General features: G+C 51.7%; 22 protein-coding genes. 13 read left to right on the forward strand and 9 right to left on the reverse strand.

What is annotated here, in order from left to right; translation table 11 throughout:
• A complete protein-coding gene (locus ACO0LF_RS06640; protein WP_423013151.1) occupies positions 1-555 on the reverse strand; it encodes an SMI1/KNR4 family protein in 555 nt (184 codons plus the stop codon).
• 5 nt (positions 556-560) lie between these two features.
• Positions 561-1076: a hypothetical protein gene (locus ACO0LF_RS06645; protein WP_423013153.1), complete on the reverse strand. Its 516-nt coding sequence runs from the start codon at positions 1074-1076 to the stop codon at positions 561-563.
• 106 nt (positions 1077-1182) lie between these two features.
• Between ACO0LF_RS06645 and ACO0LF_RS06650 the strand changes: the two genes are divergently transcribed.
• The 3 genes from ACO0LF_RS06650 to ACO0LF_RS06660 all read left to right on the forward strand — a co-directional run bounded on the left by ACO0LF_RS06650 (position 1183) and on the right by ACO0LF_RS06660 (position 7302).
• Complete coding sequence (locus tag ACO0LF_RS06650; RefSeq protein WP_423013155.1) at positions 1183-2805, forward strand: M28 family peptidase; 1623 nt, start codon at positions 1183-1185, stop codon at positions 2803-2805.
• 200 nt (positions 2806-3005) lie between these two features.
• Positions 3006-5072 carry a M13 family metallopeptidase gene (locus ACO0LF_RS06655; RefSeq protein ID WP_423013157.1) on the forward strand — a complete coding sequence of 689 codons (2067 nt, stop codon included), beginning with the start codon at positions 3006-3008 and terminating at the stop codon, positions 5070-5072.
• Positions 5073-5160: 88 nt separating this feature from the next.
• Positions 5161-7302, forward strand: coding sequence for a M13 family metallopeptidase (locus ACO0LF_RS06660; protein ID WP_423013159.1), 2142 nt, complete (start codon positions 5161-5163; stop codon positions 7300-7302).
• A 48-nt stretch (positions 7303-7350) separates the two neighbouring features.
• Here the strand turns inward: ACO0LF_RS06660 and ACO0LF_RS06665 are convergent, their stop codons facing one another.
• From ACO0LF_RS06665 to ACO0LF_RS06675, 3 genes are all read right to left on the reverse strand, one after another.
• Complete coding sequence (locus ACO0LF_RS06665; RefSeq protein ID WP_423013161.1) at positions 7351-8385, reverse strand: alpha/beta hydrolase family protein; 1035 nt, start codon at positions 8383-8385, stop codon at positions 7351-7353.
• A 116-nt stretch (positions 8386-8501) separates the two neighbouring features.
• The gene (locus ACO0LF_RS06670) at positions 8502-9308 is read right to left on the reverse strand and encodes a LytR/AlgR family response regulator transcription factor (protein ID WP_423013163.1); all 807 of its coding nucleotides are present in this window, start codon (positions 9306-9308) and stop codon (positions 8502-8504) included.
• A complete protein-coding gene (locus ACO0LF_RS06675) occupies positions 9305-10561 on the reverse strand; it encodes a sensor histidine kinase (protein ID WP_423013165.1) in 1257 nt (418 codons plus the stop codon). The genes ACO0LF_RS06670 and ACO0LF_RS06675 overlap by 4 nt, the downstream gene beginning before the upstream one ends.
• Positions 10562-10645: 84 nt before the next feature.
• Here ACO0LF_RS06675 and ACO0LF_RS06680 point away from each other — a divergent pair, with 84 nt between their 5' ends.
• The 3 genes from ACO0LF_RS06680 to ACO0LF_RS06690 all read left to right on the forward strand — a co-directional run bounded on the left by ACO0LF_RS06680 (position 10646) and on the right by ACO0LF_RS06690 (position 13786).
• Positions 10646-11125, forward strand: coding sequence for a (2Fe-2S)-binding protein (locus tag ACO0LF_RS06680; protein ID WP_423013476.1), 480 nt, complete (start codon positions 10646-10648; stop codon positions 11123-11125).
• The gene (locus ACO0LF_RS06685; protein ID WP_423013167.1) at positions 11122-13305 is read left to right on the forward strand and encodes a molybdopterin cofactor-binding domain-containing protein; all 2184 of its coding nucleotides are present in this window, start codon (positions 11122-11124) and stop codon (positions 13303-13305) included. The genes ACO0LF_RS06680 and ACO0LF_RS06685 overlap by 4 nt, the downstream gene beginning before the upstream one ends.
• Before the next feature lie 88 nt (positions 13306-13393).
• Positions 13394-13786: an MAPEG family protein gene (locus ACO0LF_RS06690; protein ID WP_423013169.1), complete on the forward strand. Its 393-nt coding sequence runs from the start codon at positions 13394-13396 to the stop codon at positions 13784-13786.
• A gap of 29 nt (positions 13787-13815) precedes the next feature.
• On the opposite strand, the gene ACO0LF_RS06695 is transcribed toward ACO0LF_RS06690, so the two are convergent.
• A complete protein-coding gene (locus ACO0LF_RS06695; protein ID WP_423013171.1) occupies positions 13816-15324 on the reverse strand; it encodes a tetratricopeptide repeat protein in 1509 nt (502 codons plus the stop codon).
• A gap of 41 nt (positions 15325-15365) precedes the next feature.
• On the opposite strand from ACO0LF_RS06695, the gene ACO0LF_RS06700 reads away from it, so the two are divergent.
• Positions 15366-15632, forward strand: coding sequence for a hypothetical protein (locus ACO0LF_RS06700; protein ID WP_423013173.1), 267 nt, complete (start codon positions 15366-15368; stop codon positions 15630-15632).
• 5 nt (positions 15633-15637) lie between these two features.
• On the opposite strand, the gene ACO0LF_RS06705 is transcribed toward ACO0LF_RS06700, so the two are convergent.
• Positions 15638-16186 (reverse strand): GNAT family N-acetyltransferase, encoded by a 549-nt coding sequence (locus ACO0LF_RS06705; RefSeq protein ID WP_423013175.1) that lies wholly within the window; start codon positions 16184-16186, stop codon positions 15638-15640.
• Between the two features lie 162 nt (positions 16187-16348).
• Here ACO0LF_RS06705 and ACO0LF_RS06710 point away from each other — a divergent pair, with 162 nt between their 5' ends.
• The 3 genes from ACO0LF_RS06710 to ACO0LF_RS06720 all read left to right on the forward strand — a co-directional run bounded on the left by ACO0LF_RS06710 (position 16349) and on the right by ACO0LF_RS06720 (position 18035).
• Positions 16349-16843 carry a low molecular weight protein-tyrosine-phosphatase gene (locus ACO0LF_RS06710; RefSeq protein ID WP_423013177.1) on the forward strand — a complete coding sequence of 165 codons (495 nt, stop codon included), beginning with the start codon at positions 16349-16351 and terminating at the stop codon, positions 16841-16843.
• Positions 16843-17070: a hypothetical protein gene (locus ACO0LF_RS06715; RefSeq protein ID WP_423013179.1), complete on the forward strand. Its 228-nt coding sequence runs from the start codon at positions 16843-16845 to the stop codon at positions 17068-17070. Before ACO0LF_RS06710 ends, ACO0LF_RS06715 begins: the two co-directional genes overlap by 1 nt.
• Positions 17071-17144: 74 nt before the next feature.
• Positions 17145-18035 carry a M23 family metallopeptidase gene (locus ACO0LF_RS06720; protein ID WP_423013478.1) on the forward strand — a complete coding sequence of 297 codons (891 nt, stop codon included), beginning with the start codon at positions 17145-17147 and terminating at the stop codon, positions 18033-18035.
• A gap of 13 nt (positions 18036-18048) precedes the next feature.
• Here ACO0LF_RS06720 and ACO0LF_RS06725 read toward each other — a convergent pair whose 3' ends face one another.
• On the reverse strand, positions 18049-18234 hold the full coding sequence (locus tag ACO0LF_RS06725) for a hypothetical protein (protein ID WP_423013181.1): 186 nt from the start codon (positions 18232-18234) through the stop codon (positions 18049-18051).
• 62 nt (positions 18235-18296) lie between these two features.
• Positions 18297-20252 carry a DUF5916 domain-containing protein gene (locus tag ACO0LF_RS06730; protein ID WP_423013183.1) on the reverse strand — a complete coding sequence of 652 codons (1956 nt, stop codon included), beginning with the start codon at positions 20250-20252 and terminating at the stop codon, positions 18297-18299.
• A 257-nt stretch (positions 20253-20509) separates the two neighbouring features.
• On the opposite strand from ACO0LF_RS06730, the gene ACO0LF_RS06735 reads away from it, so the two are divergent.
• From ACO0LF_RS06735 to ACO0LF_RS06745, 3 genes are all read left to right on the forward strand, one after another.
• A complete protein-coding gene (locus ACO0LF_RS06735; RefSeq protein ID WP_423013185.1) occupies positions 20510-21667 on the forward strand; it encodes a sensor histidine kinase in 1158 nt (385 codons plus the stop codon).
• Complete coding sequence (locus ACO0LF_RS06740; RefSeq protein WP_423013187.1) at positions 21664-22482, forward strand: LytR/AlgR family response regulator transcription factor; 819 nt, start codon at positions 21664-21666, stop codon at positions 22480-22482. Before ACO0LF_RS06735 ends, ACO0LF_RS06740 begins: the two co-directional genes overlap by 4 nt.
• A 263-nt stretch (positions 22483-22745) precedes the next feature.
• Complete coding sequence (locus ACO0LF_RS06745; RefSeq protein WP_423013189.1) at positions 22746-23930, forward strand: efflux RND transporter periplasmic adaptor subunit; 1185 nt, start codon at positions 22746-22748, stop codon at positions 23928-23930.
• The last annotated feature ends 1 nt before the right edge of the window (position 23931 follow it).

Raw genomic sequence — 23931 nt, forward strand, 5'->3', positions numbered from 1 at the left:
TTAATCCTGATAAATCAATTCATCCGCTGCTTCTTCAAACATCTGTAGCGAAGCGACCAGCAAGTCATCGAAGGAAGCCGCCACATACTCTATGCAGTCAGGGTCATGGGTAAAGCAAATGATTTGTCCTGCCTGCCCTTGTGCTGTTGGTGACATATCCAGTATCAATGATAAAGTACCACCACCAAAGCTGGCAAAGGGTAGCCAGCCATCTTCATACCAGTCTGGCCTGATGCGGGCATCGCGTGCTTTTTCCTGTTCATAGTCCAGGTATTGAATCGCCCGGTTCTTCATGCTGAGGCGCTCTTCCATGCTTTCGCTCAGTGAAAGAAAATCATAGCCGGTCAGATAGCCAGGTCGGGCAAACAGGGCGCGGTAATAACCACCGCCATTGGCAGTCAGCCAGGCCTGTTTTAATTCTTCAGGCAGAGGAAAACCATAGTCTTTTTCCAGGGCCTCGATTTCTGCCAGGCTGGTTGCACTCTGCAAATCTGCTTCAACCTCCGCATCAGCATACATGGCCAGGATTTTTTTCAGGTAGTCTGAGAATTGCATATGACTTATTTCCTCATGGTTTGTGGCAGGCAGCTGGCATTCAAAGCATAATCCTGGCGGCTGCGTCGTTTTCCATCCTGCTTTTCGGTGCGTATCAGATTGCCACTGATTTTCCATGTCGAGACTGAGACATCCAGTTCATGCAGTTTGCTGCAATCCCTGGTGCTGTAAAACACCAGAAAATCATTGGAGCCGCTGTATTCATGGGTCAGCAATAACTGCTCATCGCGGCTCAGGTAAACATCTTTCCTGACCCAGATACCAGCATTGATTTCACACTGAGTATTGCTGGCGCGCTGCAGGATTTGCAAAGGTGGTTCAGGGAAGGCATCGACATGGGCATCATTGCTGACACTGTTGAAGCGCAATTCCACAGATTTTCCTGTCGCGTGAAATACCTCATAGTGCCCGGGCTGGAGTGGGGTGACAGCAAGGTTTTGCAATTGGCAATTCGCTGCCTGTACTGGTGCCAGTATGCTGCACTGCACAGCAAAAACCAGGGAAATTATTCGTAGATGCATGGTGATTTAATGAACACAAACTGGCATCACTATATACAATCTTGCCTGCAAATGCTGAACGTATTCTGGTTTCCTGACTCTTACCTTTTTTACTGCCTTGAATGACATGAAAAAAAATTCCGCACACTATTTATCGACTGCCTTGCTGGGCCTGGTACTCGCCAGCCCATCCCATGGTTTTGCACAAGGGCAGGATGCCAGGGTAAATGAAGTTGCTTTGCGGGCCCATCTGGCCCTCTTGTCTTCTGACTTGTTCGAGGGCCGCGGCACGGGGCAGCGTGGCGGTGACCTCAGCGTCGCCTACCTGGAAACCCAGGCCGCAGTCCTGGGCTTATTGCCTGCCAATGGCAAGAGCTATAAACAGGCGGTCAGCATCAATGGCATCAAATCCCTGCCCCAGGCGAGTAGTGTCAATTTGCATATTGCAGGCAAGCAGCTGGACTGGAATTTTGGTAATGACTGGATCTGGAGCGCAGGCGATGCTGTGAGTACCCACCAGTTCGATCATGAATTGCTTTTCGTAGGCTATGGCATCACCGCGCCAGAAGAACAATGGGATGATTTCAAGGGCATAGATTGCAAAGGCAAAATCCTGGTCGTCATGGTCAATGACCCGCAACCCACTGCCGAACAACCAGAACGCTTTGGCGGCAAGGCCCTGACTTATTATGGTCGCCGCTCTTACAAGACAGAAGAAGCATTGCGCCGTGGCGCCGCAGGCGTGTTATTGATACATACTGATGCCTCCGCCAATGTAGGCTGGGATGTCTTGAAAAACGGTGGCGTAGGTGAGCAATTTCAGTTGGCGAACAAGGATAGCAAAGGCCTGGCCATACAAGGCTGGGTGACTGATGCAGCGGCGACAGCTATGTTTGCCGCAGCAGGGCTGGATTTGAACAAGCTGCGTGCAGCGGCAGAAAGCAAGGATTTCAAGCCTGTTGCCATCAATGCCAGACTCAAAGGAGAAGCAAAGTCGCAGGTGCGACAACTGGAGCAATTCAATATCGCTGGCATCGTGCCCGGTACAGATGCACAACTGAAAAATGAACTGGTGATCTACAGCGCGCACTGGGATCACCTGGGCAAACAAGAAGGCACGGGTGATGTTATTTATAACGGTGCTGTTGATAATGGCTCAGGCACTGCCGCCTTGCTGGCTATGGCCAAAGCCGCCGTAATGCAACCAGCCAAACGCAGCCAGCTATTTTTATGGGTAGCGGCAGAAGAACAGGGTTTGCTGGGCAGCGCCTGGTATGCAGCCCACCCTTTATGGGCGCTGAATAAAACCGCTGCTGCCCTGAATCTCGATACCCTGAATTTTGTCGGTCGCACCAGGGATATCAGTGCCTTTGGGGCAGAACGCAGTGATCTCATCATCGCTGTCAACAAGGTGGCGCTCAGCATGAATATGACAGTCGCGCCGCCACGCATAGACGTTGCTGGTGGTTATTTTCGCAGCGATCATTTCAGCTTTGCCAAGGCTGGCGTACCAGCGTTTTCCATAGGCAGTGGCCGTGATTACATCAATGACCCGCAAGCCTCGCTGGAAAAGGCGCGTGGCTATGGCAAGCGTTATCACCAGGTGACGGATGAATATGATCCCGCCTGGGATTTGTCTGGCATGACAGAACAGGCACAGTTCACCCTGAACCTGGGGCAAGAAATTGCCAACGCCAAAGCGATGCCAGCATGGAAAGAAAATGATGCATTTTCCAAAGTGCGTAAGTAAAAAAAATCAAAAAACTTGAACTTGTAGTCGCCAGACGCTTCAAAGCTATGCACAAATGGATGTAGCGTGCTGGCTTATTTTATGGATATGAAGAGAGCTTTTTCTTTGCAAAAAGAGAAAGTCATTAGTCATCATCTTGATAGACATAAACAAAGGCAGAAAAACAGTCAATAACAAAAAGAAAATCAAGAAAGCAAATAATGAACAATGGCAAGCTTACATTGAAGCCTATGACCAGTATGTGTTTGCAAGTCATGCTGGCTTTGTCTTTGATGCACGGTAATGTGCACGCTATGGGGGAGACTGCTGACGTCGTCAAAAAAGAAGCTGGCATGGACACTTCAGTCTTGCCAGGAGATGATTTTTATCGCTATGTGAACGGTGGCTGGTTAAAAAGTGCAATCATCCCCGATCACAAGACCGCAGTCGGGAATTTTGATAGCCTGATTGAGGAATCTGATAACAAGGTCTTGAAGCTCATAGAGCAGGCTGGCAAAGCCGAGCCAGGCAGTGCAGTGCGCAAGGTAGGTGATTTTTATGCGGCTCACTTGAATATGGATGTCATCAATCGACTTGGCCTGGCACCATTGAAAAATGAGATGCAAAGCATCGCTACTCTCCAGGACAAAATCAGTCTTGCAGACTATCTTGGCAAGCATCTGCGTGCTGATGTCGACCCTATCAATACTGCAAACATCTTCACAGAAAATTTGTTTGGCTTGTGGGTAGCCCAGGGTTTCCATGATCATACAAAGTACATGCCCTACCTTTTGCAAGGTGGCCTGGGCCTGGCAAATCGTGAATACTATTTGTCCAGCAGCCCCAAGATGGTCGAACTCAGGAAAAACTATGTGGAATACATAGCCGCGATGCTGAAACTGGCCAATGTTGCTGAACCAGAAGCGGCAGCCAAACGTGTATTTGACCTGGAAATGAAAATCGCCAAAGGCCATACGAACCGCGAAGTGACTTCAGACGTCATGCAAGCCGACAATACCTGGAGCATGGCTGATTTTGCCAGGAAGGCGCCTGGCATGGACTGGGCGACTTATTTCAAGGCCGCTGGTCTGGATGAGCAGAAAAAATTCATAATCTGGCATCCAAGTGCCTTGAAAACCTCATCTGCACTAGTGGCAAATACAGCGCTGGCAAGCTGGCAAGACTATTTGCGTTTTCATGTCATTAACCAGCGTGTCAACGTATTACCTCAGGCTTTCTTTGAGCAAAAGTTCAAATTCTATAGTGCCCTTAGTGGTGCCAAGGCAGCTCAGCCGCGCTGGAAATATGCAGTGACAGCGACCAATGAGGCATTGGGCGAAGAAGTTGGCAAACTCTATGTAGCAGAGAATTTTTCACCCGAAGCCAAGCGCCGCGTCAATGACATGGTGACAAATTTGCTGACAGCTTTTGCTGAACGGGTACAGGCATTGACATGGATGACACCTGCTACCAAGAAGGAAGCCCTGGCAAAAATCAAGGCGACTTATGTGGGTGTTGCTTATCCAGATAAATGGCGTGATTATTCAGGCTTGAGTGTGGACGTGAATGATGCCTATGGCAATCGCGAAAGAGCACAGCAATTTGAATACCGTCGTGCCCTGGCAAAATTTGGCCAGCCTGTTGACGCTACAGAATGGGCCATGAATCCACAACTGGTCAATGCGATTAACATGCCTATGCAAAATGCGGTGAATTTTCCTGCAGCGTATTTGCAGTTTCCCAATTTTGATTTGCATGCCAGTGACGCGACTAATTATGGTGCATTAGGTTCGACCATAGGCCATGAAATCAGTCATAGCTTTGATAATTCTGGTTCCATGTTTGACTCCAAAGGAGAATTACGCAACTGGTGGAGCAAGGCTGATCTTGCGCATTTCAAGGCATCATCCAAAGCACTGATTGCACAATTTAATCAGTATCGTCCCTTCCCGGATCTGGCTGTCAACGGTGCACAGACATTGGGTGAAAATATCGCTGACCTGGCAGGCTTGATGGCAGCGTATGATGCCTATCATGCCTCCATGAAACAGAAAGGGCAGGCGATTACCAAAGAAGATGAAAAAGAATTCTTTTTATCTTATGCGTATAGCTGGCGTCGCAAAATGCGTGATGAAACTTTACGCACTATCATCATTACCAATGAACATGCCCCAGTCCAATATCGCATACTGACGGTACGTAACCTGGATGCCTGGTACGATGCATTTGCCGTGCAGCCAGGGCAAAAACAATATCTGGCACCCAAGGACCGTGTCAAGATCTGGTAAGTTGGTATTGATACCGTTTCTGATCTTAGTAATATAAATTAATTGGCTTTGACGCAAAAAAATATTCAATCTCATAAGAAAGAAAATAATGAACAAGACAAATTTCGTCATAAAACCCCTGACCCGTGCGTGTCTGCAAGTCATGTTGAGCATACCTCTGATGCACAGCATGGCACATGCTGCTGATGAAGCTTCTGCAGCTTCTGCAGCTTCTGCAGCTTCTGCAGCTTCTGCAGCTTCTGCAGCTTCTGCAACTCAAACCAGACCAGCAAGTTCGCTTAAAAAAGAAAGCGGTATGGATAGTGCGGTCGCACCGGGCAATGATTTTAATCGCTATGCCAATGGTGCCTGGGAAAAATCCGCAGTCATTCCTGACGATAAGGTCGCTGTGGGTATTTTTGATGTGCTGGTAGAAGAATCTGATGCCAAGGTCTTGAAAATCATAGAGCAATCGACCAAGGCTGATGCCGGTAGTGCTGCGCGCAAGATAGGGGATTTTTACACTTCTTATCTGAACATCGATGCCATCAACCAGCGCGGCCTGGCTCCTTTGCAGGGCGAGATGCAAAGCATCGCTGACCTGAAAGACAAGGTGGCACTGTCGACTTATCTGGGCAAGCATTTGCGCGCTGATGTCGACCCTATCAATGCCACCAATGTATTTACTGAAAACCTGTTCGGCCTGTGGGTGTCACAAGGTTTCCATGACCATACTAAATACATGCCTTACCTGCTGCAAGGTGGCCTGGGTCTGCCTGACCGTGAATATTATTTGTCAGCCAGCCCCAAAATGGCTGAGATCAGAAAAAACTATCTGGCGCATATAGTCGCGACTCTGAAACTGGCCAATGTGCCTGATGCCGAGCAGGCTGCCAAGCGTGTATTTGATCTGGAAATGCTGATCGCCAAAGGTCACGCCAATCGCGAAGCAACATCAGATGTTTTAAAAGCTGACAATACCTGGACGCTGGCCGACTTTAACAAAAAAGCCGCTGGCCTAGATTGGTCCGCTTACTTTAAAGCTGCGGGCCTGGATGGCCAAAGCAAATTCATCATCTGGCATCCAGGTGCCTTGAAAGCCTCTTCTGCGCTGGTAGCAAATACCCCACTGGCCAGCTGGCAAGATTATTTGCGTTTCCACACCATCAACCAGCGCTCCAATGTATTGCCACAGGCTTTCTTTGATCAGAAATTCAAATTCTATAGCGCCCTTTCCGGCGCCAAGACAGCCCAGCCGCGCTGGAAATACGCTGTTGGTGCCACTAATGACGCACTGGGTGAAGAAGTCGGGAAATTGTATGTAGCTGAAAATTTTTCTGCTGATTCCAAGACCCGTATCAATGGCATGGTCAGCAATATTTTGGCGGCTTTTGGCGAACGTGTACAAGCTTTGACATGGATGACCCCAGCCACCAAGCAAGAGGCACTGGCTAAAATCAAGGCCACCTATGTTGGTGTTGGTTATCCTGACAAATGGCGCGATTATTCAGGCCTGACTGTCGATGCGGCTGATGCCTATGGCAACCGCGAACGTTCGCAGGAATTTGAATATCGCCGTGCACTGGAAAAATTTGGTCAGCCTGTCGATGTCACTGAATGGTGCATGAATGCGCAACTGGTGAATGCGGTCAATATGCCGCTGCAAAATGCCATCAATTTCCCGGCTGCCTATTTGCAGGCACCCAACTTTGATCTGGCAGCCAGCGACGCTACCAACTACGGTGCCCTGGGTGCCACCATAGGCCATGAAATCAGCCATAGCTTCGATAATTCCGGTGCCATGTTTGACGCCAAAGGCGAATTGCGCAACTGGTGGAGCAAGGCGGATCTGGCCCACTTCAAGGCGTCTTCCAAGGCACTGATCGCCCAGTTCAATCAATACAAGGCCTTCCCTGATTTGTCTGTCAATGGTGCACAGACCCTGGGTGAAAACATTGCCGATCTGGCCGGTTTGATGGCGGCCTATGATGCCTACCATGCATCGATGAAGCAAAAAGGCCAGGCCATCACCAAGGAAGATGAACAGGAATTTTTCCTCGCCTATGCCCGCAGCTGGCGCGGCAAGATGCGTGATGAAGCCCTGCGTACCGTTATCATTACCAATGAACACGCGCCTGGACAATACCGCGTACTGACCGTGCGCAATCTGGATGCCTGGTACGATGCTTTTGCCGTGCAGCCTGGTCAAAAACTTTATCTGGCGCCTAAGAACAGGGTCAAGGTTTGGTAACATTGCAAGTGTAAAACCAGGGGCGACGTCGAAGTGATGTCGCCTTTTTTATTTCACCTGGTGCTTAATCCAGGTACTGATCATCTTCATGGCGCGCGGTGACATGGTTTCTTTTATTTTGCCAAATTCAGAAAAATCGCCCGTTACTGCAGTTTGAAACATGTGATTCAATTGCGGTATCTCTTGTACTGTGGCTCGCTTATTATTGTGTAGCGCCTCCTGGATAGCAGGCAGATGTTGTCTGGATGGGATGCTGATATCCAGACTGCCTGCCAGTGCTAATACCGGGATAGTCAATTTTTTCAAAACTGGCCGTGGGTCATACAAAACGAATTCACGAAACCAGGCCGTTGTATATACTGCGAGACGTTCATCCGCCTCAGGTTGAGACATGAGCTTGTCTGCAATAGCGGCGCTCAATATCGGTTTCAGTGCCTGTTCGCTTTCAGCCAGGTTGCCTGAGCTACTTATTGCATGCATGGCTTTTTCCAGGGCCGCCAGTTTCTTGCCTGACTCGGCTCGCGGCACTTTTAGCAAGCTGTCCCGTGCCCGGGTTTGTGCCAGTATCAATTGATCTCCACGCAAGCCTGACCCTGCCATCATGACGATGAAATGCACAGCATTATTTTCTGCTGCAAGCATGGGGGCAATAGTCCCTCCTTCTGAATGGCCTATCAAACCCAGCTTGTTGATATCGACTTCTGCCCTGGTGCGCAAATAGGTAATCGCAGCGTGAACATCAGAAGCAAAATCAGATGTCCTGGCAAGGGCGAGATTGCCTTCGGATTTTCCTACACCGCGCTTATCGAAACGCAGTACAGCAATACCCCGTCGGCCAAGATGGTCTGCCAGTACCAAGAAGGGCTTGTGCTGCAGATTTTCTTCATCCCGATTCATGGGGCCAGAACCAGCGATGAGGATGACAACAGGAAAAGGGCCTTTCCCCCTGGGCAGACTCAAGCTGCCGGCAAGTTTTATTTGCGCAGCAGGATTCGGGAAACTGATTTCCAGCGTGTCGTAAACACTATTATCTGAAGTAATGACAGCTTCCTGTGGCCGCTGCTCTGCACTACAAATATTCAATGTAAAACACCAGATCAGAATGTTGAGGATTTTAAAAAATCGAGGAGAATTATTTCTTGTCATGGCTAGTAATGAAAAAGAAGATTCGTATTTTGTCTACTCTTAATGGCTGCGTTTCAGCCATCACCCATACGCTTTTTGATATCAGCCACATAGCGTTCACTGACGGGCACTGTATCCTGATTCGTTAATTTGAGCTGGTATATGCCGTCGCCCAATACTTCTAGATGATGGAGTTGATCGCAGCGTACGATGGCGCTACGGTGTACCCGTATAAAACATGCCGGGTCCAGGTGTTTTTCCAATTGGCTCAGCGCCACCCTGTGTAATACCTGGCGCTGGATTTTCCCTTTTGTTGAGATTTGCTGCAGGTGCAATTGCATGTAATTGCCGGCGGCTTCTATCCACAAGACATCTGCCAGTTGTATGCATTCTATGCGGCCAACTGAGCGCACGCTGACTTGTTGCCAGTAAGCAGGCTTATCTTTTTTAGCCTCATCTTCTGCCTGTATGTATTGGCTCATGGCTAAGGCATAGCTGGCCTGCTGGCGTTGTCTCAGCATAGCTGTGGCCCGCTCAAGGGAGAATGCCAGACGTTGGTCATCAAAGGGCTTGAGTAAATAATCCAGGGCATGCAGGTCAAAGGCCTCTATGGCATGGGCATTGAAGGCAGTGACAAAAATGACCAGCGGCGGGCTTGCCTGTGTGCTTAATTCTCGCGCCAGTGCCAGTCCGGTTTCGCGCGGCATTTGTATATCCAGAAAAATAATATCCACGGCATGAGCCTGCAGCGCTTCTCTCGCGCTGGCGACGCTGGCACATTCGGCGAGGATGTGCCAGTCAGGGTAGTCTTGCAAGGCATAGCGCAAATTGGCACGGCCGGGTTCTTCGTCATCGACGATCAATGCGCGTATGCTGCTCATGGGTTGCCACTTTCTGGCATATGCAGGGGCATCCGGATTTCCACGATAAAACGAGCCTGTCCATCTTCCTGCATGGGGCCGCTATGCATGCTGGCACGACCAGCATAAATCAGCTCCAGCCGGGCGCGTGTCTGTGGCAAGCCCAGGCCCAGCCCGGGGTTGGGGGCGACGCCATCGGTGACGGTATTACTGACTTTGATACTGAGTTTTTCTGCCTGCAGGCTGAATTGCATGCGTATATCACTACTGCCTTCATGACAATCGAGATCGTGGCGCAAGGCATTTTCCAGCAAGGGTTGCAGCAGCAAAGGCGGGCAATCACCGGCCAATACCATATCACTATCGCCTTCTATGCTGACTTGCAAGCGTTCGCCATAGCGCAGTCTTTGCAAGTCCAGATAATCACGGATGAAATTCATTTCATCTTCCAGGCGCACCCAGTCTTTGCTGCTGGCAGTCAAGGCATAGCGTAGCAAATCGCTGAGGCGGTTCAAGCCAGTCAGGGCGATGCGTTTGTCATCGCTCCTGACCAGGGCGCTGATGGCATTGAGGCAATTGAAGATGAAGTGTGGCTCAAGTTGCCCGCGCAAGGCATTCAGCCTTTGTTGTTCCAGATCCAGCCGCAGATGCAAGATATCATTCATGGATAGTTGCAAGGCATGTTCACGCACGCGTGCCTGGCGCCAGGTACAGATGGCCAGCACCGCTATGAAGGTGCCGGTCGACCAGGCAAATTCCAGGAAGATGTTAAACCCACGCAAATTCATAGCCGTGACTATGATGTCTTGTAGCCCGAAACCAGGTTTGTCCTTGAGCAGATCAAGAATCGCGATATACATCAATTCCAGCGGCAGGTAGCAAAGCAGCATGACGCAATAAGCAAGCGCAATGCCACTGGCCTTGCTGAGCTGGCGTTCACGCCGCATGAAGATCAGGTAGAGGCAGGTACTAAACACCATCATCAGCAGATGGCTGCTGACCCAGAACCATAGTATTTCGCCGTAGCTGCGCTGAGTACCATGCTTGATCAGGTCGCCATAATTGCCTAGCGCACCGATGGCACACATGCTGGTCCAGATCAGGATATTGCTCAGCAAAAGCTTGAGCAGACTGGCTGGCGTATAGGTCGGTGCCTGGGTCAGGAGCTTGCTGTCTGTGCGTAGGTTTTCCATGCTGCTCAGTATAGCAGCCAGGGCTATGACAATGACCCTCATCCTGGCATGTCTGGTAGCAGGGTTTCGGGGTTTCGTCACAAGAGCTGTCCATGCAATTTGTCATTGCCAGATAATTCATCCAGGTAATGAATTCAAATGTCAGCGATGGGGGACAAGATGGATGTGAATCTGAAAGTGAATGGGCAAATGCGCCACTGTCAGGCAGAAAGTGACACACCTTTGTTATGGATATTGCGCGAAGACCTGGGCCTGACCGGCACCAAGTTTGGTTGTGGTGCCGGGCAATGCGGTGCCTGTACCGTGCATCTGGATGGGGAGGCTTTGCGTAGTTGTGTCATGCCAGTAGCGTCTTTGCAAGGGCGCAGTATTACTACCATAGAAGGCCTGTCCCCTGATCGCAGCCATGTCTTGCAACAAGCCTGGATAGAGCATCAGGTGCCGCAATGTGGTTATTGCCAGTCAGGCATGCTGATGGCCGCTGCTGCCTTGCTGAAAACCACCCCTCACCCAACTGACCAGCAAATCAATGCAGCCATGACCAATCTCTGCCGCTGCGGTACTTATCCGCGGGTCAGGGCGGCGATACATGCTGCGGCCAGCAAACTCAAGCCACAATCAGGCAAGAAGGGAGTCAAGACATGACTACAGTCGCTTCCCCTGCACGCAGGAGTTTTTTGAAATCCTCTCTGGTGGCCGGTGCCTGGATTTTGGGCAGTAGCAGTATCCCCATGCTTGATAGCCTGGCAGCCGATGAAAAAAAACAGGCAGTGTCCCCTTTTGATTTTTGGCTCAGCATGGATGCTGCTGGCCTGGTGACTGCATGCACCACCGTCACCAACCTTGGCCAGGGTACCCACGCCGCCATCGCCCAGATCGTCGCAGAAGAGCTGGAGATGCCCCTGGCAAAGGTGCGCATAGTCCATGCCCCCGTGGTCAAGCAATTCCACCGGCGCTGGCCGCCAGGCATCACCACCTTTGCCAGCGCTGGTTTTCATTCTGCCATGGCGACCATCGCCCCGGCCTGTGCCGCAGCCAGGCAAATGCTGGTGCAGGCTGCGGCCTTGCAATGGCAAGTTGATGTCAAGGATTGCATAGCCAGCCAGGCGCAGGTGAGCCATGCAGCGACAGGCCGTAGCTTGCCCTATACCGATTTGATACAGGCAGCAGCTCTGCTGGCACCGCCAGAAAAGCCGGTTGTCAAAGCCCCCCGGGACTGGAAGATACTGGGGCAGTCAGTAGCACGCCCCGATATCCCGTCGCGGGTAGATGGCAGCGTCGTGTTTGGCATAGACGTGCAGCGTCCCGACATGCTGGTAGCCGCAGTCTTGCATGCACCACGCTTTGGCAGCAGCCTGCAAAGTGTGGATGAGCGGGCCGCCCTGGCTGTCAAAGGGGTACGCAAGGTGGTTCGTCTGAGCAATGCAGTGGCTGTGGTGGCTGAGCGTTACTGGATAGCCAGCCAGGCCCTGCAATTATTGCAGCCAGTCTGGCAAGATGGTGCGCATGCCAGCATCAATACTGCAGACATGCGCGCCAGCCTGCTGCAGGCAGTGGCCACCGGGGCAGGTAAAGCCTTTCCTAACACTAAGGCACAACATGCTGAAGCCACAGAAACAGCCATGGCGGCTGCCAGTACCGTCATTGATACGACATTTGACTTACCCTTCCTGGCGCATGCTGCGATGGAACCCTTGAATGCCACTGTCGAAGTCACAGCAGAAGGCGCGCAAGTCTGGCTTTCCACGCAAAGCCAGACCGATACCCAAACAGGCGTCGCCAAGGCCCTGGGCCTGCAGCCTGAGCAAGTGCAAATCCATACCCAGCATGTGGGGGGCGGTTTTGGTCGCAGGCTGGAACATGACTTTGCCATTGAGGCAGCATTGATCGCCAAGGCTGCTGGTGCCACGGTGAAAACCATATGGTCGCGTGAAAATGATATGCGCGCTGGCTATTACCGTCCCATCACGGCTTCGCGGGTACGACTGGCGCTGGACCAGAATCATCTGCCGCTGGCCTTGCGTCATGATACGGCTGGGCCATCTTTGCTGGAATATTCCAGGGTGACAAATAGCCCTGCCAGGGATGGCTTTGACTGGAGTTTTACCATGGGCTGGCTGGGTAGCAGTTATCAATTCCCTGCATTTGATACGCGCTGGACCAGGGTGGATTTTGGTGTACCCTGTGCCTATTGGCGTTCGGTAGGCAATTCACAAAACTGCTTTTTCCTGGAACATACTTTGGAGCAGGCGGCGCGCCGGGCTGGCCAGGACAGCCTGGAATACCGGCGTCGCTTATTGCAGCACAATCCCAGGGCTCTGGCATTCGTGCAGTCGCTGGCTGAGCGGGCGGGCTGGAACAAACCCCTGCCCAAAAACCATTACCGCGGTTTTGCCATGAATGGCAGTGGCGACTGGTTGTTCAGTGCCCATATCGTTGAGCTTGCCGTCGTCAAACCTGGGCAATTCCGTCTGATTAAAATCACGGCAGGCATAGATCCCGGTGTAGTCGCCAATCCCAGGGCAGTCGAAGCACAAATGATGGGCGGCACTTTGTTTGGTCTGACTGCTGCCTTGTTCGGTGAAATCAGTTTCAAGGATGGCCAGGTGGAACAGGGAAATTTTGATAGCTATCGCCTGTTGACGCTGGCACAAACTCCTTTGCTCGATGTCATGGTCATGGGCACAGGTGACAAAATCGAAGGGGTAGGGGAAGAAGGCCCACCCTCCATAGGTCCGGCGATTGCCAATGCCTTGCTGGCAGCTAGCGGCAAACCAGTGACCCGCTTGCCGCTGACCAGGGCTGGGTGGGAGCTGGTGGTTTAGCAATATATTTTGCTGCGTATTTATCTGAGTGCTGGTATTGTGCGACTCTGGAAGAGTTGAACTTTAATCCACCACTTTTGGAGATAAAATGACTATTGCAAACTGGTGCGTGCTGGCCGCATGCATATTACCCATCATGACGGTAGGAATCGCCAAAGCACATTCCGCAAAATTGCCGCGTGATGCAGGCAGGTATGACAATAGCGCTCCCAGGGAATGGGCCAAGGGCTTGAGTGGCTGGCAGCAAAGAGCCAATGCAGCACAGCAAAATGGTTTTGAAGCCTTGCCCCTCTTTATCGCTGCCGTGCTATTGGCCCAGCAAGCCCATGTGGACCAGGGGCGCATAGATCAGCTGGCCATTCTGTTCATTGCCTTGCGCATTGTCTACACCATTAGCTATCTGATGAACCAGGGTACTTTGCGTACCCTGATCTGGAGTGCAGGCCTGGCAACCAGCATCGCCCTCTTGCTGATGGCGTAAGTTATAGTCGCCGCATTATAGTCGCTGCATTATAGTCGTCGCATGACCAGGAGATAGGCGAGTATATGCTGGCCTTTATCCTGGCGCGCTATTTCCTGGCTGGCCTCGACGATGGCAAAGCCATGTAATTCTGCCAGACGCTGAAGATAAGCCAGCTTATGGGCATAGCGTTGCGATGGCTGCAAAATATAATCTGCGCTACCGTCTGCCACTTCAACAGAAAATCCCAGCACGGCACCAGTTTGCATGACACGGCTGACGGCAGCAAATACCGGGGTCAGATCACCGATATAGACAAACACATCGGCTGCAATGATGAGGTCGAAATCCTGGTCTTGCAGTTGTAGCCAGTCGCTTATTTCTGCGCAGTGCAATTCATCATACCAGCCAGTTTTTCTGGCCTGGGCCAGCATTTTTTCTGACAAGTCTATGCCTGTCAGCTTACTGGCCTGTGCCCGCAGATAAGGCGCACACAAGCCCGTGCCGCAACCCAGGTCCAGGTAATTGCCTGGCCCTGGCTTGACATATTTAATGACGGCCTGACTCAGCAAGGCGGGTACTTGATAATGCAAGACTTCCAGTAAATGCTGGTCAAAGTGGCTAGCGTACTGATCAAACAAATCAGCCACATAGGCTGGAGGCGAATTTGCTGGTGTTTCTGTCACGCCCAGGGCAGCCAGCGCATACTGGATTTGCGCCTGTTCTGCCTCATCGCTGCAATACCTGGCTGCCGTTTGATAAGCCGCAATGGCAGCATCGCTTTGCTCCAACAGGCGCAAGACATGGGCGCGTTGCAGATGGGCTTTGCCATACCCGGGTTTGATGTTCAATGCCTGTTCAAAACTATCAAGCGCGGCGGGCAATTGCTGCAATTTTTGCAGGCACATGCCACGATTGCACCAGGCTTGCTCATGTCCGGGCTGCCAGCGCAACACTGACTCATATCCGTCGATTGCCTCTGCCTCCAGATGCAAGCATTGCAGGCTATAGGCGCGGGCAAAATGCGTGGCGACATCTTGTGGACTCAATTGCAGAGCTTCCTCAAAATCCTGCAAGGCTGCCTGATGGTCATCCATGCTTTGCAGGCTGATGCCGCGGTTTAACAAGGCCTGGGGATAGCGTGGCTGCAGCTGCAAGGCCTTGTCATAATTATGCAGGGCGGCGGCAGGCTTACCGATGCTGCGCAGGACATTGCCGCGATTATTCCAGACCATGGCGTAATCCGGTTTCAATTGCAGGGCCAGGTCATAACTGGCCAGGGCCTCTTGTGACAAACCCAGGTCTTGCAAGGCTGCACCCAGGTTGCCATGGGCAATGGCTTGTTGCGCATCGATAGCGACAGCCTGACGCAGACGAGTGACGGCCAGTGCTGCATCACCACGCTGGCGGGCAATCACTCCCAGCAATTGCTGGGCATCAAAATGCATGGGCTGGGTTTGCAAGACTTGCTGGTATAGCTCTTCTGCGGCATCTAGCTGGCCCTGTTGATGTAGTGCGACTGCCTGTTGCAGCATGCTGTTGATCTGTATTGCGTTCATTTTCCTGTACTATCAGGGCTATGCTAATAAGGATGGATGTTATGGACCAGCAAGAATACTGGGAATTACTATGGAGCCTGTTGCCCTCACCGGCTTACCTGATTGCCGCCTTTGCTTTTGGTTTGCTGGGGATGGCGGCGTTTTACTATGGCAGGAAAAAACTCAATAAGCGAGTCAAATGGCTAGCCGTGGGCTTGATGTTTTATCCTTACCTCATAGGCAGCGACTTGCGCCTGCTATATGGCGTAGGTATCGCCTTTTGCCTTGCTATTGCCGCCAGTATTTATTATCCCGCCAAACCCAGATAAGCCGCTCAGCCCAGAATTTTCTCCATCTCTTCAAACTGCAGGTTTTCAACCAGCATTTTTTCCTTGCCATTGTCTGTAGGGAAGGGCTTGAAGCGGCCAGTGCGCGCGTAACCGCGACGCTCATAATAGGCAATCAATTCTTGTCTGACACTGATGACTGTCATCCAGATTTTTTGTATGCCCCAGAGTTGCTGGGCATATTGCTCTGCAGTTTGCATGAAGTGCTTGCCTATGCCATTACCTTGCAGCACAGGGCGCACCACAAACATGCCCAGGTAAGCGGCATCCTCCGTTTTTTCCAGATTGACACAACCTATGATGTCCTCGCCTTGCAGGCATAGCAGAATGACCGAGCCCGGCGTCGCGATCAGTTCGCGTACTTCAGGTGCATGTATGCGTGAACCCTGCAATAAGTCAGCCTCGGTAGTCCAGCCCTGGCGGCTGCTGTCACCGCGGTAGGCACTATTTACCAGCGCAGCGATAATTTCAGCGTCGGCATCAATGGCCGGGCGAAAGTGGGTGGCTGAGTCAGGAGTTGAGATATTTTCTGTCATACGCGCCTAAGTGAGAGGGAGAATTCTGGTGTGCTCAGTTCTGAAATAATACCATGTGTTTTTTTCAGGCCAGCATCGGCCTTTGCTGATACCAAAGCTGCGTGTTAGCATGTCACGAACATAGGTAATTTTAGCTTTCTATTAAGAATTTTTGATTTACTCATGAAAAAGTCGACTTCCAGGGCAATTTTATTTGTCTGCATGGGCAATATTTGCCGTTCCCCCAGTGCTGAAGGCGTGTTCCGCAGTCATGCGCTGGCCGCGGGCCTGAACCTGCATATCGATTCTGCCGGTACCCATGCTTATCATATAGGCGAGCCACCCGACCCGCGTTCGCAAGAATTTGCCGCCCGTCGCGGCATAGACTTGTCGCAGCAAAGAGCGCGCAAGCTCAGCGATGATGACTTTGAAAAATTTGATTTGCTACTGGCCATGGACAAAGAGAACCTGGCAAGGATGAAAGCAGCTTGTCCGCCTGCCTACCAGCATAAGCTGAAGCTCATGATGGATTACGCCAGCCAGAGTGACAGCGAAATCGTGCCAGACCCTTATTATGGTGGCCCGCATGGCTTTGATCTGGTGCTTGATTATATAGAGGACGCCAGTAAGGGCCTGGTCCTTCGCATACAGCAAGAGCTGAATAAGGGAGAAGGCTGATGCAGGCACAAGAGCTGGAATTCATCAGACATTCCATACACAGTTATCTGCAAGCCCGCCCCAATAGTGCCGACACGGCGGAAGGCATAGCCAACTTCTGGATAAGATGGCCAGGTGAAGCTTTACCCTTGTCCATGGTGATGTCCGTGCTTGAAAACATGCGTCATGCTGGTGAACTGGAGAGTGTGACCGTAGGTGGCCGCACGATCTGGCGTGCGCCGCGCTGACACGCTGATCCATGTCAGCGCCGCCAATTTTTTTGCAAGCTTCATGCTGCCTGGGAATATCCCTCGTGCTGGCCATGCCAGTGCAGGCACGTAGTGAACAGGTAAAAATAGAAACAGTCAAAACTGCCTATTCACATACTGTCGTCGCCAGCAATCATAGCCGTCTGCCAGTTACCGTAAATTTGCAGCTTAGCAGTTCCAGTAACCTTGCTTCCAGCCGTCCATGGCCTATACAAGCGCAACTGGCGGGTGGACAAACCATGGAACTGGTGGAAGTGTCTTCGGTCGACAAGCAGTTTGGCTATACTTTTTATTACAACAGCCAGTATGTGCAGGGTGACCCCAATGCGCACCCTGACGCCAGTATCAATTATGGCATTCCCTTTCTGGCCAATCAGGGCTACCAGATCTTGCAGGCAGCAGATGGGCCGCTGTTTTCACACAAGACCGTGGCCACTCGGTATGCAGTTGATATCAATATGCCCATGGGCACGACCGTGGTGGCAGCGCGTGCCGGCACTGTCGTCGAAATAGTCAGCCAGTTTGCCGACAATGGCAAACCTGAGGCAGAATTTATCGACAAGGCCAATTATGTGCGCATATTGCATGATGATGGTAGCTGGGCCGATTACTTTCATCTCATGCAAAACTCCATACAGGTGCAGCCCGGCATGCAGATAGCTGCCGGACATGTGCTGGGCTTGTCTGGTAATAGCGGTTACTCTACTACGCCGCATCTGCATTTTCATGTGCAGGTGAATCAGCATGGCACCATCATTTCTTTGCCATTTCGTTTTCGCAATATGCATGATGGTATCTTCACACCCCGTTACCAAAGCTGGCTGATCCCTGATGCGCCAACGCTTAATGCCAGCAAGAGCAAGTCAAAAAAAACTTTGCGCGAATGTCTGCCTACTGGAAAAACTATCGATGAGACAGTCATACGCTGCCTGTCCAATTCCTGATGACAGTCCTTGTTTATAACTGGAACAGGTAATTGAATTTCATGAACACTCTCCTGCCTGTATGCAAATCCAGATTCTCGGTGTTTTGCAGGTAGGGAGGATTTCCCAGCAATTTCAAATTTTCCTGCCTGTCGCTAAAACCGGCATAAAAAGTGGTGCCTGGACTGAGCACATAACTGAGCTGGAAATCTGAATTCAAATGCTTGCCAGCTTCCAGGCGTGTCAGTTGTGGGTTCGCTTTCAGGAAATCATAGTCCAGTATCAGGGCAGGCCCAGGTAGCGGTTATGCTGGTAGCTAAAGCGCGTACGTGACAGCAGGTCACGATAAATCATGCCGCCGCGGTTTTGCCCGGCCAGGCTGTTTTGCAGGCGCAAATCATTCCAGAGCAGAGTTTGTTCCACCCGCATATGCTTGCTGGGTTTAGCTGTCAACACGGCGGCGATGCTCCTGGCATCACCCAGTTGGGCGGCTTGACCAGATGCAGGCAGGTAATTGATGACTTCATTCTGGCCGACTTTAATATCCACGGTCAGCCAGCTCAGCCAGTCCGAGGTGGCAGAGAGCAGATAGCCATTTTTACGGAATTGTCCGCCCTCAAAACGTTCATAAGCATTCAGCAGATGGGCTTCCAGCGTAGTACTGCCTATGCCATTGACGATATAGGCACTATCGAGTGACCAGTCTTGCAAGATGTTTTGATGATCACGGGTGGCGACGGCAGTGATTTGCGGGCCATGGGTTTGCAACCAGGCATGCTCATCGACTTCCCATAAGTAGCTGGCAGTCTGGGTAGTCTGGCGTATGTCCTTGCGTGGCAAGAACGCCAGTGTGGTATCAAAATCGCGTGAGATATCCAGCAATTTCCCCGAGTAATTGAAGTTTTTATCGACACGTTTGAATTCGGCATAGGCCAGGCTGCCCTGGCTTTGCTGCTGGCCTGCATCCGTGGTTTTGCTGCCTGCCAGCTGGGCGGCAATCACCCAGTTCTGGTCCCATTGATACAACATGTCCATGCCCGCGACGGTATTGGAAATGCCGCCCAGACTGCGCTGGGTCAGCATGCCACCAAGATTGGAGCCGGCAGAGAAATCATTTTGCGCACGCAAGACCGTGATGCGCGCATCTTTGTCGAAATCCTTGTGTGCGGGATCCAGCAATTGACCAGGGGCCTTATCGTTCATCAGCAAGCCACCAAAGGCCCAGTGTTCTTCACGTCCTGTCAGCCTGAGTCCATAGGTCGGTTCGCTGATGCGGCGCGAAAAAAACAAGGGTTGTGGTGTCTGGAAAAAACCGGAATTTTCCAGGAAGAAGGGACGTTTTTCCGGGAACAGGGTTTCATAGCGCTTGTCGATGACAACTTGCGGTTCATCGGATTCAACTTCACTGAAATCAGGCTTGATCGTCATGTCCAGAGCGATTGCCTCTGACAAAACCCACTTGGCATCGAGCCCGCTATTGATCTTGCGTTCTTTCTTCCAGAATGGCGTGCTGGCACTGTCACGATCCAGGATGCGGCTGTTACCCAGATACACATAAGGGTCGAGTTGCAGATTGCGTCCCGGTGTAATTTGTTCGCGAATTTCTGCCGTCGCCATTTGTGGCACAAAGCCAGCTTCCCGGCGCGTGATATAAGGCCAGTAAGATGCCTCATTCAAGCGCGCTATCATGCGGCCGACGGCGATTCCCCACTCCTGTACAGGCGCGCTTCTGAAGCGCAGGCTCTTGAAAGGAATGGCCATCATGGCGACATAGCCATCGCTAGTCAACTGACCATCGGACTGCCATTGGGTCTCAAAGTCGAAATCGGTTTCCTGTCCCTCGGTACGCTTGGCATCAAGCTGTACGCCATAGGGATTGATGAAGAATACGAAGGAGCGCTGTTTATCGTGGAAGGTATCAAGCTCCAGGATGACGTAATCATCGCCCAGGAAATCCTGACGTTTAGCCATGCGTGCCTTGACCAGCGAGGGATCGTCCTTGGCGACGAACACCGCATAAAAATGACTGTCATCGTAAGACAGATAAGCCTTGGTAGATTTGCTTGCCGGTATGCCATCACCCGGTATTTTTTGCCGGAAGTCCGTAATTTCCACACCCGCATTGGCTGGTACGCCAGTCACATAATCAGCCAGTACCGGCGGCTTGCTGGCCCGTGGAATTTGCAAATTATCCATGGCCATGGCAATGGGTATATAGGCAAGCAGTAAGATCGCCAAAAATAGAATGCAAATGAGTTTTACCCTATATGCAGAGTGCTGCTGGTAGTTGATCTGGTATTGCATGATAGGCTCCTTGGCTTTGCAAGCGGATATGGATTTGCCAATAAAATGTACTGGGCAAGTTCGCTGTGAATGCCGGATTTTGAGCCTGCACTAAACGGCTTTGTGGTCTTGAGTGATGAAAATGATTTCTGCCGTGACGAAAATTTCTTGTACAGAAAATTCCGGGCTGAGGCGCTGCTATACTGCAAGCCATGAATACCACCAGCCTGCCTACCTCACCAAGCGACTTGCCGCCAGCTGCACCGCAGACCTGGCAGGCAGCGCTGAAGGTATTGCTCTTGAATGTATTTGTCTGGAGCACGCTCAGCCTGATCGGTGCGCTGACTTCGCTCAATGATGATTTGCGCGAAGGGAACCAGGGCGACTTCTGGCTGATTTTTCTGAGCTGGGGCAGCAGTGCCATCGCCCTGGCTATACTCAGTTATATTCTGACTTATTGTTTCACACGCTGGCCCTGGTTCATCAGCAGTACCCGGCACATCGCTTTTGGCTATGTCTTGTTATTGCTGATCGTGTTGCCAGGACAGTTACTCTATGTAGGCAAATTGTTTACCCTGGATGGCCCGCATGATATGAACTGGGGGCAGATTGAGGCAGAGTTGCAGGTCTTCGACAAGTTGGCGGCACTGTTGCGCCTGTCTTCCATCAGTGCGGTTTATTTTGCCGTAGTTGCCATCAAGATCTGGCAGCAAAGTCAGGAAAGAGGCCGTGCCTGGGCGCAAGAAAGAGCAGATACCCTGGCTCTGCGGCTGGAGCTGGAGCAGCAAAAATCCCTGGCCTTGCGGGCCCAGCTGGAACCGCATTTCATGTTCAATGCCCTCAATGCCATCAGTGCCCTGGTGATTTCTGATGACAAGGATGTGGCCCTGCATGGTATCCATGGTTTGAGTGAACTCTTGCGCTATGCCCTGGCCGCCGGGGATAAAAACTGGGTCAGGTTTTCTGAAGAACTGGCATTTGTCGAAGATTACCTGGCCTTGCAGCGCCTGCGCTATGGTGAGCGCCTGCATATCGCCATACAGGGTGCCGCTGATCAAGTGCTGGCTTGCGATTGCCCGCCCTTGTTATTGCAACCCCTGATAGAAAATGCCTTGAGACATGACCTGGATTGCCATGAAGATGCCAGTGATATCTTGTGCAGCTTTGATTGCCAGTCGCAGCGCTTGTTGATACGCATCAGCAATCCTGTTCATGCCGAGGCCGCCGCCAACCCCGGGGTTGGCCTGGGCTTGCGTAATACCCAGGCGCGTCTGCAACTGGCTTATGGCGGTGCTGCTTCCTTGCAGACAGAAACACAGGCGGGGCGCTTCCAGGTGACAATCAGCATGCCTATGCACAGGCCAGCATGACTGCCATGCCAGCCATGCCGACGATGCCAACAATGATGCGCAGCATCATCGTCGATGATGAAGATCATGCGCGCATCACCTTGCGCTATGCCTTGAGTAAATTTCCTGAATGGCAAGTACTGGCTGAGTTCAAAAATGCAGCCACTGCGCGCGAGTATCTGGCACAGCATACGGTTGATGTGGTGTTTCTTGACATACAAATGCCCAAAGAGTCTGGCCTGGAGCTGGCACGCAGTCTGCTCGCGCAAGGCAAGCCACCCTTGATCATTTTCGTTACCGCCTACAATGCCCACGCCATTGATGCCTTTGAATTGCAGGCACTTGATTACCTGCTCAAGCCGTATAGTAGTGACAGATTTGCCAAAGCCCTGGAAAGAGCCAGGGACATGTTTAACCTGACCAGGCCAAACGCCTATGGCCAGGCCCTGGCCAGCTATCTGGATGCTGCTCAGCCTAACGGCAGTGAAACCAGGCCTGCCTACCTGAAAAGGGTGACGGTACGTTCCGTAGGTGAAATGGAAAATATTTTGCTCTCAAATGTCCACTGGATGGCCGCAGCTGGCAATTATGTAGAGTTGCATCTGGACAAGCGCGTGGTCTTGCACAGAGTACCTTTAAGCAAACTGGAAGAATATCTTGACCCGGCGCAATTCATCCGGGTCCACCGCGGTGCCATCGTCAAGGCTGACCAGCCTGTACATCTACTATCCCTGGGCAATGGGGCTTATCAAGTCAGTTTGTGTAATGGTGACGAAGTAGCTGTCAGTAAGAACTATGTCGAAGCAGTTCGTCAGCTACTACTGAACAGAGCCTGATAACAGAGCCTGATTTTTCCCGCCAGGTTTTCAATGTTGCCATGACAGTCGCTATGACGGTCTTCTGTACTTCCTCTGTAGTTTTCACTCCTATCACAGTCTGATCCAGGTATTTCAGTCAGCCTGCCTGCATTTCAGCCCGCTAAATCTGCACTTCATCCATTAAAAAGTGCAATTCAAATCCATGCCGCTTGAACTGGACAGTGCTACAGGGAATACTTTCTCATCCATTTCTCCCCACACTCATAGCGACAGGGATCATCATGTTACGTAAAACTCTACTTGTTCTGGCCATTGCGTCTGCCCTGACGGCATGCAGCAAAGACAAAGCCGCGGAAAAAGCCAGTGCCAGTTCCGAAGCCAGCGCAACAGCAGATAAGGGCGATGCCAAGGACAAGAAAGACAAACCTCCTGTCAAGCTGGTGATTGCCCCGGAAGACGTCATGACGGTACAAAGCAATGCCCTGGCATCCGGCCCTGTGGTTACCGGTTCCATACAGCCAGAGCGCAAAGCTGATTTGCGGGCCGAAGTATCGGCGATAGTGTTGCAGGTATTGAAGGAAAATGGCGATGTCGTGAAACGTGGCGATGTCCTCGTCAAGCTCGACGAAACCTCCATACGCGACAATCTTAGTTCAGCTGAAGACAATGCCCGTTCCTCTGCCCTGGCCCTGGACCAGGCTGATCGCGCCCTGCAAAGGCTGAAAACCCTGCGTGCCTCGGGCATGACATCAATGCAGGCACTGGATGATGCAGAAGTACGCCGTAACAGCGCCCAGAGCGAGTTGTCAGCTTCCAAAGCGCGTGCGGTAGTGGCACGCCAGCAATTGCAACGCACGGTCGTGCGCGCCCCATTTGATGGCGTCGTCAGTGAACGCAAGGTATCGGCTGGGGATACCGCCGCCATAGGCAAGGAATTGGTCAAGGTCATAGACCCGACCAGCATGCGCTTTGCTGGCCGTGTCTCAACAGACAAGATTGCCATGGTCAAGGTTGGCCAGCCTGTAGGTTTTCGTATCAATGGTTATGCCGGGCAAGAGTTCCGCGGCAAGGTCACCAGGGTAGACCCGGCCGCCAATGATGTGACCCGCCAGGTAGAAGTACTGGTGGCCTTTGCTGACAGCAATCAGCCCCGGGTATCCGGTCTGTATGCCGAAGGCAATATCGAGGCAGCCACCGTTAATGCTCTGACCTTGCCAGAAGCTGCCGTCATCAAGTCCGGTGACAAATCCTATGCCTGGAAAGTTGCAGGCAAGACCCTGAGCCGGGTTGATTTGCAGATAGGCAAACGCGATCAACGCACCGGTAATTATGAAATCCGCGGTGGCCTGGCAGCTGGCGATGTGGTCATGCGCAGCCCCAGTTCCAGTTTCAAGGATGGCCAGAACATAGAAATGGCAGTGGCCAAGGTTGCTGTTGCTGACGCTACTCCAGCGCAAGGGAAATAAT

Source organism: Undibacterium sp. Di27W (genome assembly GCF_049340345.1).
Classification (GTDB): Bacteria; Pseudomonadota; Gammaproteobacteria; order Burkholderiales; family Burkholderiaceae_D; genus Undibacterium.

Bases quoted from the DNA above. Each gene is read 5' to 3' on its own strand.
- ACO0LF_RS06640 (WP_423013151.1), bottom strand. From the start codon at position 555: ATGCAATTCTCAGACTACCTGAAAAAAATCCTGGCCATGTATGCTGAT.
- ACO0LF_RS06645 (WP_423013153.1), bottom strand. From the start codon at position 1,076: ATGCATCTACGAATAATTTCCCTGGTTTTTGCTGTGCAGTGCAGCATA.
- ACO0LF_RS06650 (WP_423013155.1), top strand. From the start codon at position 1,183: ATGAAAAAAAATTCCGCACACTATTTATCGACTGCCTTGCTGGGCCTG.
- ACO0LF_RS06655 (WP_423013157.1), top strand. From the start codon at position 3,006: ATGAACAATGGCAAGCTTACATTGAAGCCTATGACCAGTATGTGTTTG.
- ACO0LF_RS06660 (WP_423013159.1), top strand. From the start codon at position 5,161: ATGAACAAGACAAATTTCGTCATAAAACCCCTGACCCGTGCGTGTCTG.
- ACO0LF_RS06670 (WP_423013163.1), bottom strand. From the start codon at position 9,308: ATGAGCAGCATACGCGCATTGATCGTCGATGACGAAGAACCCGGCCGT.
- ACO0LF_RS06685 (WP_423013167.1), top strand. From the start codon at position 11,122: ATGACTACAGTCGCTTCCCCTGCACGCAGGAGTTTTTTGAAATCCTCT.
- ACO0LF_RS06690 (WP_423013169.1), top strand. From the start codon at position 13,394: ATGACTATTGCAAACTGGTGCGTGCTGGCCGCATGCATATTACCCATC.
- ACO0LF_RS06695 (WP_423013171.1), bottom strand. From the start codon at position 15,324: ATGAACGCAATACAGATCAACAGCATGCTGCAACAGGCAGTCGCACTA.
- ACO0LF_RS06700 (WP_423013173.1), top strand. From the start codon at position 15,366: ATGGACCAGCAAGAATACTGGGAATTACTATGGAGCCTGTTGCCCTCA.
- ACO0LF_RS06705 (WP_423013175.1), bottom strand. From the start codon at position 16,186: ATGACAGAAAATATCTCAACTCCTGACTCAGCCACCCACTTTCGCCCG.
- ACO0LF_RS06710 (WP_423013177.1), top strand. From the start codon at position 16,349: ATGAAAAAGTCGACTTCCAGGGCAATTTTATTTGTCTGCATGGGCAAT.
- ACO0LF_RS06715 (WP_423013179.1), top strand. From the start codon at position 16,843: ATGCAGGCACAAGAGCTGGAATTCATCAGACATTCCATACACAGTTAT.
- ACO0LF_RS06720 (WP_423013478.1), top strand. From the start codon at position 17,145: ATGCCAGTGCAGGCACGTAGTGAACAGGTAAAAATAGAAACAGTCAAA.
- ACO0LF_RS06735 (WP_423013185.1), top strand. From the start codon at position 20,510: ATGAATACCACCAGCCTGCCTACCTCACCAAGCGACTTGCCGCCAGCT.
- ACO0LF_RS06740 (WP_423013187.1), top strand. From the start codon at position 21,664: ATGACTGCCATGCCAGCCATGCCGACGATGCCAACAATGATGCGCAGC.
- ACO0LF_RS06745 (WP_423013189.1), top strand. From the start codon at position 22,746: ATGTTACGTAAAACTCTACTTGTTCTGGCCATTGCGTCTGCCCTGACG.